This is a genomic window from Abiotrophia sp. (assembly GCF_057275535.1).
In genome coordinates, this window is record NZ_DBHIRJ010000010.1 from 69,939 (window position 1) to 84,339 (window position 14,401).

The following is a 14,401-nucleotide window of genomic DNA, read 5'->3' on the forward strand; positions in this document are numbered from 1 at the left end:
TCAAGGAAAAGCACTTACGGGGGGTGCCCTTGAGACAGAATCATACAAGCTATATATTAGCACAAATTCATAAGAAAACCTACACCAATTTGATAGAATTTCATATTCAAAATGAAATTTCATCATCCTTGCCTTTACTTATCAGATTTTTGTCTTCTCAAAAATGACATCCTTTGCGAACCAAGGCCTTAAAACCCCATTATTATAGGCATCAGAAGCTTCACAAGCACTGTCTAACTTGTCGCCATTTTTATTGCTGAGCCCAACAAAAAATTGCCAACATTTTATGCCACGCTCCCAGGCCCTCCTATCCGCCTGTCCACCCACACAAAAAAAGGATGGAAGCAAGCTTCCATCCTCTGGGGTGCTGACTAGTCCTCGAAGACCACGTCGGTCTGTTGGGTCAACATCTCTTTAATTTTTGGATAGTATTCGTGGAATTGGGCCTCACGGTCGCTGACGGGCTTGCCTTCGGCAACTTCCGCCATATTCTGGAGGGCAATCATCCAGCTGGTCAAGTCCTTAGGACTGTGGTCGTTAAGCTCAGCTAGCCACTCGGTGAAGATCAGGGTGGTCTTGCCAGGCTCTAACTCATGCAGTTCGAAGGTGATAATGTTCAAGTCCCAGGTAAAGGACAAGTAAGCATTAGGCTCCACATCCAGAACCATCATGTCTTCGTGGCCGCCTGTCTTATAGTTGAACTTGAGGCTAGCCCCTGTCTCCAGGCCTTGGAATTCTAGCTCTGGATACCAGGATTGCAGCTTGTCATTTTCCGTTAAGAGGGACCAAACTTGCTCCTTCGGCAGGTTGAAGACGCCGCTGAATTGGACGCTAACGCCTTGGTTTTCCTCGTGGCCATGGTCGTGGCCACAGCCGCATCCGCAGCCTGCATGGTCATGGGCGTGAGCGTGGTCATGATGGTGGTCATGGCCACAGCCACAAGAATGCTCGTGGTGGTGATGATGGTCATGGCCGCAACCACAGCTATGGTCGTGGTCATGATGTTGACAGTGCTCGTGTTCACTCATAGGCCTTAAGCTCCTTTATTTAAACGTAGGTTTGTAGAATTGACGTCGGTCTAGCGGATAAATCGCCTCGGAGAAATTACCGGGCTCGACCTTGGCTAAGGCCGTGGCAATCATATTGAAGGTGGCATCCATATTGTCAATATGATGGATGAGCTCGGCTTCAAGCAGCTGAGGCGCCACCGGGCTACCGTACTCTAACTTGCCATGGTGGGCTAGGACTACGTGCTTGAGCAGGAGCACTGGCTCAGAATCTGGGTCAAAGCCCAGTTCGGCACAGGCCCGGTCAATCAACTCGTCCACAATGACGATATGGCCCATCATCTTGCCCTTGAGAGTGTACTCCGTAGCAATGGCACCGGACAACTCGATGGTTTTACCCATATCATGCAGGATAATGCCACCTAAGAGCAGGCTGGCATTGACCTCTGGGTAAATCTTAAGCAGCGCCCGCCCTACCTGCAACATGGAAATGGTGTGGTAGCTGAGGCCACCCGCTAGGGCGTGGTGGTTGCGCTTGGCTGCCGGATAGGAGAAGAAATCCTCCTTGGCATAGTTAAGAATCTTACGCACGATGCGGGCAATATGGGACTCGTGAATCTCCAGCAAAGCCTCATTGAGGACTTCCTCCAGGGTTTCCTTCTTAATCCCGATATGTTCCACATAGAGGGTGGGATCATCTGGCTCGCCTGCATCAGCTAGGCGCAGGCTCTGAATCTTAATCTGCGGGGTCCCATTATAGGTGTCCCGCTCACCCTTGAGGAAGACCACCTTGCCGGCTTGATAGCGGGCAATCTCTTCCTCGGTGGCCGACCAGTACATGCCGTCCATGCTGCCAGAACGATCCTGGAAGCGGAAGGCGATGAAGGGATTGCCGTTGCGGGCTACCCGGATGTCGGCGGATTTAATGAGGACGAAGAGCGCGAAGCTCTCGCCATGATTGAGGTCTAATAATTGGGTCATGCCGGTTCCTCCTCTGCTTGAGTCACTTGAATGGCGTCCAAGTTCACAGCCCTTGCCCCGTCGAAGAAATGAACGGCTTGTTGGTCAAAGGTGAAGAAGAGGACTTGGATGCGTTCAGAAATTTGGCCTAGGACTTGGTACATGCTGGCCTTGCGATACTCGTCGAAGTTGACGAAGGCATCGTCAATCAGGATTGGCATCTTAACCATAGTCCGGACATTCTCAATGAAGGCAATCCGCAGGGCCACATAGAGTTGTTCCAGGGTCCCTTGGGATAGTTCATGCGGTTCAAAGTAGATGTCAGAGAACTGACGCACCTTGATGCCGTCTTTTTGGAGCTTGATCTGGGTGTAACGGCCGTAGCTTAGGGTCTCGAAGAGCTCATCAGCTAGGCGGTTCATTTCAGGCAGCGGATTGTCCAGCCCATGACGTAGGGTGGCATAGATCAATTCCATGGCAATCCGCTTGCGACCCCATAGGGCCACCATATCCCGAACTTGAGTCTCCTTGTTGGCCAAGGCTTGGACTTTTTCTTGGTAGGTGCCGTCTTGTTCCAGATGGTGGATTTCCACTTCCAGGTCTGCCCGTTCGCGGTGATGTGGCACTAGGCGTTCCTTGAGGGTCTCCAACTGGTGTTCCAGACGGTGGAAGTTCTCCAGTAGGCTTTGCTTGTTCTGCACCTGGGTCAGGGCTTCTTCATAGCCTTCCATTTGCTCAGCGTAAAGTGCCCGTTTGGCGGTCAATTCTTCGATTAACTGGTTGGTTTCGACCTTTTGGAAGAAGTCCAGTTCATCTTGGGCATGGGTGTCCTTGAAGACTTGGCCAATCATGGCTTGACGCTCGGCAATGGCATCTTCTTGGGCCTTCATTTGTTGGGCCGCTTCATCTAAGCGGTCATCAATGACTTGGCCCCGCTCCATGGTCCGCACTAGGCTGACTTCCACGTCTTCGACATGGCGAATTTGCTGACGCACCGTGTCGTCCACCAATGGGAAACGTTCGAAGAGAGGTTGCAAGAGGCTGCGCCACTCGGTTAATTGTTGGGTCAGCTTATCCTTCTGAGCTTCCAAATCTTTCTTCTGGTTCTCAGCGGCGAAGTATTGCTTAACTGGGTTAGCCTTGAGGATGAGCTCAGGGTCTGCCGTTGGGTAGAAGCCCATGGCTGCCAACCAGCGGGATTGCTTGCTGGCTAAGTTCTTAAGCTCAGCTTCAATGGCTTCGATGGCTTCCTCACGTTGGTTAATCTGGGTACCCAAGACCTTGCTTTGTTCCAGGTATTGAATTTCCTTCTCGCGCAGGTCCTGAATCTTGTTGAGGACTGGGCTATTATAGAAGGCCTGGTAGCGGCGGCGGTTGGATTGGAAGATATAACCAATACTGAGGACCCCGACCACCAGGATTAGCACCCCTAACCAAAAGAGCAGGTTGGCGCCCTGGGTCATGTTCTGATAGAAGGCCAGGAAGAGCCCGCCGGCAAAGGCCAGAATACCAGGGAAATACTGGTTAAGGCTAGTTGCCTGCATAAGTTGAGCTTCTTCATTCATGCGCTGGTGTTCTAGGTGAACCACTTGTTGGCGCACAATGGCCGTATAGTTTTGTTGTTCCTTGCGTTGTTCCAAGTAAACCTTGCGCTCGGCCTTAAGGGCTTCTTCCTGCTTGAGCAAGTCTAGCTTGTCCGCTTGAAGGGCTAGCCCCTCTTCCAGCTTGGCGTCATAGGCAGGCCCTTGTTCAACCTTCTCAGGGAAGAACTGGCCTTGGTGGGCCAACTGGGTCATGAGCTCGCCCTGCTCTTGAATGCGGGCGGTCAACTGTTCAATAACGGTCTGGGTTTCCTTGGCCTTGGCGGTCTCGACTAGCCATTTTTGGCGGTCTTCCGCGTGGTTACGGGCCCAGTTGAGCTTGGTTAAGCTGCCTAGCTCACCCTTGAGGTTGCGAATCCGTTCTTCCAATTGGACGATTTGGATTTCGCTGGCCTGGTTGAGCTTGAGGGCATCGGAAATCTCCCGCACGGTCTGTTCAGACAGGGGCGTGAAGACTAGTTGCTCCAGCTCCCGCTTGGCAGCCCGGTCCTTGAGGTAGATGTCATAGAGGCCCACTAATTTGTCTTGGGCCCGGATTTCTTTCTCCAGGTCCTTGATTTCTTGGTTGAGGCGGGCAATGGCTTCTTCCTCTTCCTGGCGGCGACGGGTCAGCTCATCATAGGCCCCCATCTGCAGATGCAGGACTTCCACTTGTTGGGCCAGTTCTTCATACTCGGCTAGGAGCACATTGAGAGGCCGGCTCTGACCATTTGGCCGGTAGAGGTCATCGGTCTCCTTCTGATACTGCTTGGCAATCTTGAGGAATTGGTCGCTCCCCACGGTCCCGATACTCATGAAGTAATCATTGAGTTGGTCGGCCCCGATATTAGCCAACTCCTGCAGGTTCTGCAGGCTAAAGGCATAGAAGTTATCGAAGAGCTTCTCATCCAAGCCCCCCAAGACCTCATCCAAGGTCTTAGCTGGCAACTCTTCCCCATCGGTCCGCGTCACCCGTAGGGTCTTGCTGGTCCGCTCCACCCAAATATCACCGAAGTCGGTCTCGGTCAGGAGCATGCGACCCCCATAGGTCTCGTGCTGCTTAGGTTCATAACGGTTCTGCTGGTTGACCCGACGCCGACGGCTTGGGAAACCAAAGAGCATGCTGCGGATAAAGGATTGTAAGGTGGACTTACCGGCTTCATTCTTACCATAGAAGAGTTGGAGTTGGTCGCCCAGTTCGAATTTCTGGTTGACCCATTTGCCGTAGCCATAAATCTCCAGTGTCTTAATCTTCATGAGCCGTCCCCTCCTCTCCGGATGTCAGGTCCTCGTCGTCAGAGTCAAAGCCCACGGCTTGAACCACCAACTGTTGGCCATTGTGAATGACCGAGTCCTTGAGCTCCTGGTCTTGGCTCAGATCGCCCAACCAGGTTCTGAGGGTGGCATTGCTGAAGAGAGGCTGCATGACGCGACCATAGAGGTCACCGGTCTTCAAGGCCTGGCTAGCCTGGTCAAAGCTGTCCTTGAGGCTGGCATCGTATTGGAAAGGCTCGATGGCTACTTGGCTGACTGTTTGCAGGCTGACCAGGGCCACAAATGGCGTGTTGACTACATCCGCTTGTAGGGCCGCCAGCACCTCACCCGATTCTACCTGACTGGCCAAGTTAGCTGGCAACTTCTCATAGTGGTCCAAGACCACGGTCACCAGTTGGGACTGGTTAGAAGCTTCTGCCTCGGCTTGATAATTGCGTTGGATGCCTTCCAGAGCTTGGACTAGGTCGAGTTCATGCCAGTTAGAGCGACATTCCAGATGGGCTTCCTGCCAGACAATGGGTGCCAGGGAAATAAACTGGGACTTGGCCGGCGTCTGTGGCTTGAGTTCCACGATGAAGGCCCCCTTGTCGCCCAATTCCTTGCGGTGGCGACCCTGGATGGTCCCAGGATACTGAATCAGGGGTTGCTCCTTAAGGACTTGAGCCTGATGAATATGGCCCAGCGCCCAGTAGTTGTAGTTTTTGCTCAGCAGGCTTTCCAGGTCAAAGGGCGCATAGTGGTCGCCCGATTCTTGGCCGTGCAAAACCCCAAGGGTGTAGGTGGTCTCATGCGGGTTAACTGGATAGCTGTCAATCATGCGGGCATCTACCCAACGTTTGGTATAGGAGAAGCCATAGCAGCGCACGGTCTGGTCGTCAGCAAGGGGGATATCGATAGCGGTCACTTCTTGGTCTTTGAAGAGGTGAACATTATCGGGATATGGGACCGACTGACACTCCATGCGTAGGTAGTCATGATTACCATGGCAGAGGACCACAGGAATCTTAGCAATATGAAGCCGTTCTAATTGTTTAAGGAAGAAATGTTGGGCCGTCACCGTCTGTTGCTCGGTGTCATAGATGTCACCGGCAATAACCATGAGGTCGACCGCCTGGTTAATGGCAATCGAGACACAACGCTCGAAGGCCTGGTAAGGAGATTGAATAAGGTGTTTTTGTAATGAGTGCAATTGCTTGGTGAGCCCAGTGAAGGGACTATCGAGATGTAAATCTGCAATATGTAATAATTTCATCAAATTCTCCTTTCTTTAGGGATAGGTGGACTGAACATCACAGGGTCAAGCGGGGCAGTCCCACCCCTTGACACAAAAACAACTGGGAGCCGTCACCCTCAGGTGAGGCTGGGGCTTCCAGTTGGTGCCAGCCTATGCTTAGGCTTGTTGTTGATAGATTTCTTGTAATGGCTTGGTGATGATGTTGTTGAGGTCGCGAATGATTTGATCCATACGGCGCTCGGCCTCAATCAAGCCTCTAATGTGATCATCTGCTAGGATGCCCTTGGACATTTCATCAATCTGCTTCATTTCTTCTTCGCCAATTGGATGACCTTGAGCCTCACGCAGACTGAGTTCTTGAACTTGCTTCTTGTAGCCCTCAAATAAGGTCTTAGAAGTTTCATCTGCTTCAATCCCTGCTAGGGCTTGACGAATAGCGGCCACTTCTGGCAACTGACGAATTTCACGTTCTAATTGATTGGCTGTATCGTAGACATTTTGGTTAGACATGCATCTATCTCCCTTCAAATTACTTCATTCTTAGTGTATCACATCCAAGCCAAGCTCGGCTATTAATACTTTATTACTATTGAATTAAATCGGTCCTTCCCAGTCCTGGGCATCCAGCCACTGATTGACCAAATCCAGGTCAAAGCCCTTGCGGTAGAGGGACTCCTTAATCTTAAGGATTAAGGCCTTGCCCTCATGGCGTCGGCTTAGTTGGCGACGGGCCTTGCTGGCAGCTTGGTCGACCAAGTCTGCTTCATGGTCTAAGTCGGCCTCTGGCTGACAATCTTCCAAGTAAGGCTGAATCATGGCCAGGCTATAGCCCTTGGTCAGGAGATGCTCCTGGACCTTACGCTTAAGCTGGCCAGCCGGCAGGCGGCGATGGGACTTGTAGAACTTTTCGATTAAGGTTTGGATATTTTCCTCCAGCAAATCCAGCTCATAGGCTTCCAAGGCCTGGGCAATCTGACTGGCTGTCAGGCCCTTGTCTTGGAGCTTACGGCCGATCAGCTGGGGCCCCTTGCGCCCTACCCGGGCCTCGGTCAAGACCAGGCTACGCCCGTAGAGGGCATCATCCAGGTAACCCTGGCTGACTAGCCGGCCAATGACCCGACCCAAATAAGGTTCTAATTCTGCTAGAAAATCTTCCTTGGCTTCCAGGCTATCCAGGTCCGCTTGCTTGAGGGCCTGGGCCTTGAGATAGTCATAGACCTCACCACTGGACTTAAGGGCACGCGACAAGTGCTTGATGGCCCTAAGATAGAGGGACTCTTCCTGCTCATAGTCGCGAATGGTCTGACACTCTTCCGGGGTCAGGGTCTGGCCCTTGGCCAGGTTGAACTTGATCAAGGTGCCCTCTGATACGCCCAGCCAGAAGCTGTCGTCCAAATAGACCGAGTAACGACTCTTGTCCTTCTTCTGTACTTCAATCCGGCTTACGCGCATGGTGCACCTCCTAGTCAAGTTGCTGGTATAGGCTGAGGTTGGCTAAAGTCGTCTGACTATTGGCCAACCGTGTAGCGATAGGCCAAGCCTGCTGGATTTTCCTTGACGAAAGATACCAACAAGCTAGCAGCCTGGTCGCCACTAGGCGCCAAGGTCTCAACTAATTGTTTAGCTTGAAAGGCAAAGCGTTCCGCCGCCTCAGCTGATTCACAGTAGATGAAGTAGCTAGCTTGATCAGCAAGGCTTAGTTCAAAGACCAGCTCGTTCTTAGCAATTAAGCTACCTTGTGCAAATGTTAAAACAGTTTCTTGATTATTCATGAGTTTATCCCTCACCTATTCTTAAAATGCCATACAGTCAGCGAGTGACGATGGGTCTTGCAAATGGTCTTGCTAAATGGTCTTACATTACCCCAAAGGGCTATAGGTTACTAGAGGGGACAGCCATAGGCTCATAACCTAGGTGACTTCACGCCCAAAGATCCGCATCTTAATTCGATTCCCGGTCGGGGTATCGGCTAATCCCCCTAACCCTGTCTCACGAAGTTCGCGCGGCATATTGCGACCCACCTTGTACATGGCTTCAATGACCTCATCGGCAGGAATCTGATTTTCAATTCCGGCCAGGGCCATATCGGCACAAATCAAGGCGTTGGTTGAACCGACCGTATTGCGCTTAACGCAAGGCACTTCCACCAAACCTGCCACCGGGTCACAAACCAGACCCAGCAGGTTACCCAAGGCCATAGCGAAGGCATGGGCTGACTGAGCCGGACTGCCGCCCATAATGGCCACAGCCGCGGCCGCCGCCATAGCGGAAGCCGAACCGACTTCAGCCTGACAGCCACCCGCCGCCCCTGAAATAAAGGCATTGTTGGCCGTTACCATGCCGAAGAGGGCTGCCACGAAGAGGAAGTTAAGCTTGTCTTCCTTGGACAGCTTGTACTGTTCATGGATGGCAAAGAGCACTCCCGGCAAGGTCCCGCTGGCACCTGCCGTGGGGGTGGCACAGACCACACCCATGGCAGCATTGACCTCGTTGGTAGCCAAGGCCGCTTCCACCCCTACCAGGGTCATTTGACCTGAGAGGGTTTTGCCGGCCTGGCGGTACTTGCGCATCTTGACGGCATTGCCGCCCGTTAAGCCGGTTGGTGAGAAGACGCCTTCTCCGGTAATCCCTCGCTGGTAGGCATTTTCCATAGCTAAGAGGGCATCCGACATCTTATGGAGAACGGCTTCCCGGCTAGTCCGGTTAATCCGCATCTCCTGTTCAATCATGATCTCAGCCAGGGACAGGCCCGTCTCTTGGGCGTAAGCCACAATGGCTTCAATCGATTCAAAAATTCCCATTTCTTTACCTCAACAATTGATAGCTGTCGACACAACTAGAGTAGAATTAAAGACTCCACATGGTCCATTTCTTCCATGGCATAGTAGAGACTCTGTGGAAAGTGGTGCTGGATCTCGAAATAAGACAGGTAACGTCCTTGGACAGCCTGGCTCAAGGTCTGAGTGACCACAATGCCTTCGGCCGCAAAGCGCGCCAAGAAGCTAACCTCCGTCTCCGGCTGGTCACTGATTAGGAGCAAGGCCGGCAAAAAGCCCGTCGGCTCAATCAAGAAGCCCCCCAGCTCAATCAGCCGTAACTCCACCTTACCGCCGCCCACCGAAATCCCGACTAGGCGGGAGGTCTTGTGGTCGTTGATTAAGGTAATGTCAGCCGTATTGGGATGGCCATAAGGACTTGGCCCCTCCATCTCGATAAATTGCACCTTCATGCCCTGGTTGCGGGCGATATCCACTGAGTTGGGAACCCGATGGTCGTCATAAGAAAAGCCCAAAACGCCAGCGATGGTCGCAAAATCCGTTCCGTGTCCCAGATGCGTCTCCGCAAAGGACTCGTAGTAGCGGACGATAATCTCGGTTGGGCGGTCACGGTAAATCTTCTGGGCCGCTCTCCCGATATTAATGGCGCCAGCCGTATGTGAAGAAGACGGTCCCACCATGACAGGTCCAATCACGTCAAAACAGCTAGAATAGCTGGTATTTTTGGCTTGAATCTTGGCTTCCTGGCTCATGCTAGCACCGCTCCTCTCCATATGGCTTTGTCATCTCCTTATTATACACCCTCAAGCCCCTATTTTTCTAGCAAAAGCACTCAATTTTTCTGGCTTTTTTTAAGAAAATCTGGCGGTAAAAAACTGGCCCCCAGCAACTAGCCGGACTGGGCACATTGGTGTATAATCAATAGGGTATAGACATGTCAAGAAAGGGAGACCACGCGTGAAACAAGAATATAAGAAAATTGCCGAAGTCGCCGTCCTGGCCGGCCGCATCATGCTGGAAAGTCAGGCCGAGAGTTATCGGATTGAAGACACGGTCGAGCGCATCCTCAAGACCAGCCAATGCCAGACCACTGAAGTCTTCGCCAATACCACCGGCCTCTTCGTCACCTTAGACGACCCCAGCATCGAGCCCATTACCATCGTCCGCCGCATCAAGCACCGCGGCACCCACCTGCGTAAGATTCACCATGTTAACAATATTTCCCGCCAGCTGACCAAGGGCGAGATTAGCCTAGAAGAGGCCCGGGTCCGCCTGGAAAAGGTCGACGTCTCCGAGTACACCCTCTTCCACTTCGACCTGGCTGTCTTCTTCCTGGTGGTTTCCTTCGCCGTCCTCTTAGGCGGCTCCATCTGGGATATTGCTGTGTCGGGTCTGGCCGCCCTGCTGGTTATTTTTGGTTACTGGCTACAAGGCAAGTTGGCCATGAATGCCCTCATGACCGGGACGGTCTCTACCTTCTTCCTGGGGGCTATTATGCCCTTCGTCTTGCTGGCTGTGCCCCAGCCCCATAATCTGGACATTATCATTATTTCCGCCCTCATGCCCCTCTTCCCCGGCACTGCCTTCACCAACGGGATTCGGGACACCCTCAAGGGCGACTACGTCTCCGGCCTGGCCAAGATTGCGGAAGCCTTGGTTATCGCCGTTAGCTTAGGGCTGGGTGTCGCCCTAGGACTCTTTGTATCGAATGGAGTGTTGAGCCTATGACCTGGATGTCCCTCTTTTCCCTCTGCTTCCAAACAGCCGGGGCCTATGTGGCCACCATTACGGCTGCCATCATGGTGGAAATCCCCCGCTCCCTCCTCTTCAAATGCGGTTGGGTGGGCGCTCTGGGCTATCTGATTTACCTCTTAGTCATGCCAGGCCATGGACCGGCCGTCGCCACTCTGGTTGCCGGCATCGGCATTGCCATTCTGTCCCAGCTCTTCGCCCGCAACTTCCGGGCACCCGTCACCATGTTCTACATTCCTGGCTTCTTCCCCCTAGTACCCGGGATCGGCGTCTACCGGACAGCCTTTTACTATATCAACGATAATCCGGCCCAAGCCAGCCAGAACCTACTGCAATCAGCCCTGATTGCTGGGGCCATTGCCCTGTCTATCTTCCTGGTGGATTCCTGCCTGGAAATCTACCACCATCTGCGCAATCAATCCAAAGCCAAAGCCAAGCGAAAGGAGCAGTCCCATGGATAATTGGATTGACCTCAGCCTGCCGGTCGCTACGACCCTCAAGGCCCATCCCGAAGTCAAAGAACTTCTTATTGACCTGGGTTTCAAACCCCTAGGCAATCCCGTCATGCTCAAGACCGTAGGCGCGGTGACCAGCCTGGAAAGGGGCGCCAGCCTGATTGGCCTGGATCTGCAGGTACTCATTCAGGAGCTCCACCACAATGGCTACCTAGTCAAAGGAGTGGATGACCATGACCAATAGCAGTCGCGACCAACGTATTCAAGTCCTCAAGGACATCCTGCTCCGCCTCCACCATGGGGCCAGCCCCGACAGTGTGGAGGCCGACTTTCAGGCCCATTTTAGTGATGTGTCGCCTATCGAAGTCTCCCTGATGGAACACGAACTCATGAATGGCGACCACGGCGTGGGCTTCGAAGATGTTATGAAGCTCTGTACCGTCCATGCCAAAGTCATGGCTGCCGGCGTCCAGGGCAAAGAAGTACCCGACAGCGAGCAGGAAGGCCATCCCGTCTGGATCTTCAAGCAAGAAAACCTGGCCCTACAAGCGGGCCTGCACCGGATTCAACGCCTGCTGGATGCCCTGGAGTCTGCGGAAAGTCAGGGCCAGGACTTAGATCCTGGTCTCCTGCGCGGCCTGACTCGCCAATACCAGCTGCTGGACCAATTCCAACGCCATTACCGCCGCAAGGAAGAACTCTTCTTCCCCATCATGGAGGCCTACGGCCACGACGCGCCGCCTAAGGTTATGTGGGGCGTGGACGACCAGATTCGGGATTTATTTGGCTTGGCTAAGGAAGCGTTGAAAGGCCTGGTGGACCAGGCTGGGGACGCCTCCGTAGCCCAAGTCCTGACCACTTACCAGGCCTTCGTCCAGGAATTCAAGGACATGATTTTCAAGGAAGAAGCCATCCTGATTCCCTTGCTGCTGTCCCTCTTCAGCGAGGACGACTGGCTGGCCATCGCCAAGGACAGCCCCGAGTTCGGCTATGCCATTATCCAGCCCGACAAGGAATGGGTACCAAGCCGGGTCAAGTTTGGGGAGCAAGGGGAAAATGGTCAGCCGGCTGGAGCTGGGCGTGTGGCTCAGGCTTCCGGACCAGTTGGGCAGCCGGCCCAAGTGCAGGCACTGCCAGGCAGCGACGCTGCAGCAGGCGCCGGCCAAGCCAGCAACCAGGCTAGTGGACTAGCTGCTGACCTGGCCGTCAACTCAGCTTCTGGCTCAGCCTCTAGCTCTGCCGCTGCCCCAACTACTAGCCCGGCGCCCAAGCCCGAGGCCGACCTGCCCTTTGGCGGCGGCTATCTCAGCCTCAAGGAAGCCAACCTCATCCTCAACCACCTGCCCTTTGAGATTACCTTTATCGACAAAAACGATCTCTTCAAATACTTCAACACTTCCATCGCTATCGAGAACAAACTCTTTCCCCGAGTGCCTAGCGCTATCGGCCGCCACGTCAAAATGTGCCACCCGCCCCGCAGCCTGGACATGGTCATGACCCTAATTGACGACCTCAAGCACAAGCGCCGGACTAGCGAATCCATGTGGTTCCACCGCTCGGACGGCCGCTTCGCCTATGTGACCTATATCGGCGTCTTCGATGATCAGGACCAATACATGGGCGTCCTGGAATATGTCCACGACATCGCCCCACTGCTGGATTTGGGTCCAGATAAACGGGGCCTGGCGCCTTTGGAGGGTGACGGGGAACAAGCCAAAGACTAGACTTACTCTGAAACGACAGACCTAGGCCGCTCGCTATGTCATGACAGGCCTAACCGACTCAAGTCGCTCAACCAAAACAGGCCTAGGCCGCTCGCTATGACAGGTCGCCTCGACTCAAGCCACTTGCTGTAACACAAGTCACTGACTCAAGGCCTTCACTATGGCTCCAGCCCCCGACTCAAGCCCCACCCAAGACAGAATCCACCAACTTAAGGAGCTCACTCATGACACAAGTAACGGACTTTAGCGTTTTGGCCCAAGACGGCCAGCCCTTTGCCTTGGAAGCCTACCGCGGCCAGGTGCTCTTAATTGTCAACACGGCCACCGGATGCGGCTTCACGCCCCAATACCAAGGCCTGCAAGCCCTCTATGACCGCTACCGGGACCAAGGCTTCGCCGTCTTAGACTTTCCTTGCAACCAATTCAAGGGCCAAGCCCCTGGCACCGCTCAGGAAATTAATGACTTCTGTAGCCTCAACTACCAGACCACTTTCCAACGCTTTGCCAAGATCGAAGTTAACGGCGACCAGGCCGATCCTCTCTACACCTGGCTCAAGTCCCAGAAACGCGGTCGCATGGGCCGGCGCATCGAGTGGAACTTCGCCAAGTTCCTGATTAACCGCCAGGGCCAAGTGGTCAAACGCTACTTTGCCAGCACCAAACCTGAACGCATCGCCCGTGATATTGAGCGATTGTTGGGGGAGAAGTGAGGCTGGTTGCTGTCAGAAATGAAGGCTGACTGCTACCTGAAAAATAAAAGCGGCAGTTAAATAAGGCTGACAAGATACAGAAAAGCAAGTCCGACAGCTACATGAACAGTAAAACTGGCAGCTACAAGTTGAGAAAGGCTGGCAGCTACTAGAAACAAGGGCTGCGGCCCACTAGAAAGGATTGACCCCATGACCTATCGCTACCTCCTCTTCGACCTAGACCACACCTTGCTGGACTTTGATGCCAGCCAGGCTCTGGCTCTTGAAGCCTTTTGCCGGAATCACGACCTGGACTACAGAGATCAAATCTTGGCCGACTACCATGCCCACAGCCACCGGCTCTGGCACCAACTGGAATTGGGCCAGCTGACCCTGGACCAACTCTTGGACCGCCGCTTCAAGGAATTTTTCCAGCCCCATCTGGATCACCTGGACGGCCGTAGCCTGGATGACCAATACCGCGACCTTTTAGTCGTCCACAACCAAATCTTTCCCGGCGCCGACCGCCTCTTGCTAGACTTGAAAAGCGCTGGATACCAGCTAGTTGCCGCCACTAACGGCGTCTCCGACACCCAGCGTAAGCGCCTGGCACAGGTTGATTGGCTAGACCTCTTTGACCACCTGGCTATTTCCGGCGAACTGGGTCATAGCAAGCCAGACCCTGGCTTCTACCAGGCCATTTACAAGATGACTGGAGCCGACGACACTAGCGCCTACCTCATGATTGGCGACCGCCTGCAAAGCGACATGCTGGGCGCCCACCAGGCCGGCATTGACAGCCTCTGGTACAACCCGCATCAAGCCGCCGCACCTAGTGACCTGCCTCTGACCTATCAGGTCCAGGATTATGCTGATATTAGGAATATTTTATAACAAACAAAGTATAAATTTCTAATTATCTTTTTATATTTTCTTAAATGCTCGTAA

The 14,401-nt window shown here is 53.5% G+C and carries 15 protein-coding genes; 6 read left to right on the forward strand and 9 right to left on the reverse strand.

Annotated features, from left to right (window positions below):
* Positions 1-371 precede the first annotated feature (371 nt).
* The 9 genes from ACO53F_RS08370 to ACO53F_RS08410 all read right to left on the reverse strand — a co-directional run bounded on the left by ACO53F_RS08370 (position 372) and on the right by ACO53F_RS08410 (position 9,585).
* Positions 372-1,028 (reverse strand): SRPBCC domain-containing protein, encoded by a 657-nt coding sequence (locus ACO53F_RS08370; RefSeq protein WP_485138066.1) that lies wholly within the window; start codon positions 1,026-1,028, stop codon positions 372-374.
* A 15-nt stretch (positions 1,029-1,043) separates the two neighbouring features.
* Positions 1,044-1,988, reverse strand: a complete 945-nt coding sequence (locus ACO53F_RS08375) for a 3'-5' exoribonuclease YhaM family protein (RefSeq protein WP_070755685.1) — start codon at positions 1,986-1,988, stop codon at positions 1,044-1,046.
* On the reverse strand, positions 1,985-4,804 hold the full coding sequence (locus ACO53F_RS08380) for an ATP-binding protein (RefSeq protein ID WP_485138067.1): 2,820 nt from the start codon (positions 4,802-4,804) through the stop codon (positions 1,985-1,987). The genes ACO53F_RS08375 and ACO53F_RS08380 overlap by 4 nt, the downstream gene beginning before the upstream one ends.
* Entirely contained in the window at positions 4,794-6,074 is a 1,281-nt protein-coding gene (locus tag ACO53F_RS08385) for a metallophosphoesterase family protein (RefSeq protein WP_485138068.1), read from the reverse strand. Before ACO53F_RS08385 ends, ACO53F_RS08380 begins: the two co-directional genes overlap by 11 nt.
* A 138-nt stretch (positions 6,075-6,212) precedes the next feature.
* Complete coding sequence (locus tag ACO53F_RS08390; protein ID WP_485138069.1) at positions 6,213-6,566, reverse strand: YlbF family regulator; 354 nt, start codon at positions 6,564-6,566, stop codon at positions 6,213-6,215.
* Positions 6,567-6,650: 84 nt separating this feature from the next.
* A complete protein-coding gene (locus ACO53F_RS08395; RefSeq protein WP_485138070.1) occupies positions 6,651-7,508 on the reverse strand; it encodes a RecX family transcriptional regulator in 858 nt (285 codons plus the stop codon).
* A 56-nt stretch (positions 7,509-7,564) separates the two neighbouring features.
* Entirely contained in the window at positions 7,565-7,828 is a 264-nt protein-coding gene (locus tag ACO53F_RS08400) for a hypothetical protein (RefSeq protein WP_023391835.1), read from the reverse strand.
* 138 nt (positions 7,829-7,966) lie between these two features.
* The gene (gene sdaAA / locus ACO53F_RS08405) at positions 7,967-8,851 is read right to left on the reverse strand and encodes an L-serine ammonia-lyase, iron-sulfur-dependent, subunit alpha (RefSeq protein WP_485138077.1); all 885 of its coding nucleotides are present in this window, start codon (positions 8,849-8,851) and stop codon (positions 7,967-7,969) included.
* A gap of 41 nt (positions 8,852-8,892) precedes the next feature.
* Positions 8,893-9,585 carry a serine dehydratase beta chain gene (locus tag ACO53F_RS08410; RefSeq protein ID WP_485138071.1) on the reverse strand — a complete coding sequence of 231 codons (693 nt, stop codon included), beginning with the start codon at positions 9,583-9,585 and terminating at the stop codon, positions 8,893-8,895.
* Between the two features lie 205 nt (positions 9,586-9,790).
* Between ACO53F_RS08410 and ACO53F_RS08415 the strand changes: the two genes are divergently transcribed.
* From ACO53F_RS08415 to ACO53F_RS08440, 6 genes are all read left to right on the forward strand, one after another.
* Positions 9,791-10,561 (forward strand): threonine/serine exporter family protein, encoded by a 771-nt coding sequence (locus ACO53F_RS08415; protein WP_485138072.1) that lies wholly within the window; start codon positions 9,791-9,793, stop codon positions 10,559-10,561.
* A complete protein-coding gene (locus ACO53F_RS08420) occupies positions 10,558-11,046 on the forward strand; it encodes a threonine/serine exporter family protein (protein WP_485138073.1) in 489 nt (162 codons plus the stop codon). The genes ACO53F_RS08415 and ACO53F_RS08420 overlap by 4 nt, the downstream gene beginning before the upstream one ends.
* Positions 11,039-11,284 carry a DUF1858 domain-containing protein gene (locus ACO53F_RS08425; RefSeq protein ID WP_023391830.1) on the forward strand — a complete coding sequence of 82 codons (246 nt, stop codon included), beginning with the start codon at positions 11,039-11,041 and terminating at the stop codon, positions 11,282-11,284. Before ACO53F_RS08420 ends, ACO53F_RS08425 begins: the two co-directional genes overlap by 8 nt.
* Positions 11,274-12,764, forward strand: coding sequence for a DUF438 domain-containing protein (locus tag ACO53F_RS08430; RefSeq protein ID WP_485138074.1), 1,491 nt, complete (start codon positions 11,274-11,276; stop codon positions 12,762-12,764). The genes ACO53F_RS08425 and ACO53F_RS08430 overlap by 11 nt, the downstream gene beginning before the upstream one ends.
* A 224-nt stretch (positions 12,765-12,988) precedes the next feature.
* On the forward strand, positions 12,989-13,474 hold the full coding sequence (locus tag ACO53F_RS08435) for a glutathione peroxidase (RefSeq protein WP_485138075.1): 486 nt from the start codon (positions 12,989-12,991) through the stop codon (positions 13,472-13,474).
* A 189-nt stretch (positions 13,475-13,663) separates the two neighbouring features.
* Positions 13,664-14,347 (forward strand): YjjG family noncanonical pyrimidine nucleotidase, encoded by a 684-nt coding sequence (locus ACO53F_RS08440; protein WP_485138076.1) that lies wholly within the window; start codon positions 13,664-13,666, stop codon positions 14,345-14,347.
* Positions 14,348-14,401: the final 54 nt, after the last annotated feature.

What these genes read in the sequence shown, in the direction of transcription:
- ACO53F_RS08385 (WP_485138068.1), bottom strand. Translation starts at nt 6,074, where the DNA reads ATGAAATTATTACATATTGCAGATTTACATCTCGATAGTCCCTTCACT.
- ACO53F_RS08425 (WP_023391830.1), top strand. Translation starts at nt 11,039, where the DNA reads ATGGATAATTGGATTGACCTCAGCCTGCCGGTCGCTACGACCCTCAAG.
- ACO53F_RS08410 (WP_485138071.1), bottom strand. Translation starts at nt 9,585, where the DNA reads ATGAGCCAGGAAGCCAAGATTCAAGCCAAAAATACCAGCTATTCTAGC.
- ACO53F_RS08375 (WP_070755685.1), bottom strand. Translation starts at nt 1,988, where the DNA reads ATGACCCAATTATTAGACCTCAATCATGGCGAGAGCTTCGCGCTCTTC.
- ACO53F_RS08430 (WP_485138074.1), top strand. Translation starts at nt 11,274, where the DNA reads ATGACCAATAGCAGTCGCGACCAACGTATTCAAGTCCTCAAGGACATC.
- ACO53F_RS08390 (WP_485138069.1), bottom strand. Translation starts at nt 6,566, where the DNA reads ATGTCTAACCAAAATGTCTACGATACAGCCAATCAATTAGAACGTGAA.
- ACO53F_RS08370 (WP_485138066.1), bottom strand. Translation starts at nt 1,028, where the DNA reads ATGAGTGAACACGAGCACTGTCAACATCATGACCACGACCATAGCTGT.
- ACO53F_RS08400 (WP_023391835.1), bottom strand. Translation starts at nt 7,828, where the DNA reads ATGAATAATCAAGAAACTGTTTTAACATTTGCACAAGGTAGCTTAATT.
- ACO53F_RS08395 (WP_485138070.1), bottom strand. Translation starts at nt 7,508, where the DNA reads ATGCGCGTAAGCCGGATTGAAGTACAGAAGAAGGACAAGAGTCGTTAC.
- ACO53F_RS08440 (WP_485138076.1), top strand. Translation starts at nt 13,664, where the DNA reads ATGACCTATCGCTACCTCCTCTTCGACCTAGACCACACCTTGCTGGAC.
- ACO53F_RS08420 (WP_485138073.1), top strand. Translation starts at nt 10,558, where the DNA reads ATGACCTGGATGTCCCTCTTTTCCCTCTGCTTCCAAACAGCCGGGGCC.
- ACO53F_RS08435 (WP_485138075.1), top strand. Translation starts at nt 12,989, where the DNA reads ATGACACAAGTAACGGACTTTAGCGTTTTGGCCCAAGACGGCCAGCCC.
- ACO53F_RS08380 (WP_485138067.1), bottom strand. Translation starts at nt 4,804, where the DNA reads ATGAAGATTAAGACACTGGAGATTTATGGCTACGGCAAATGGGTCAAC.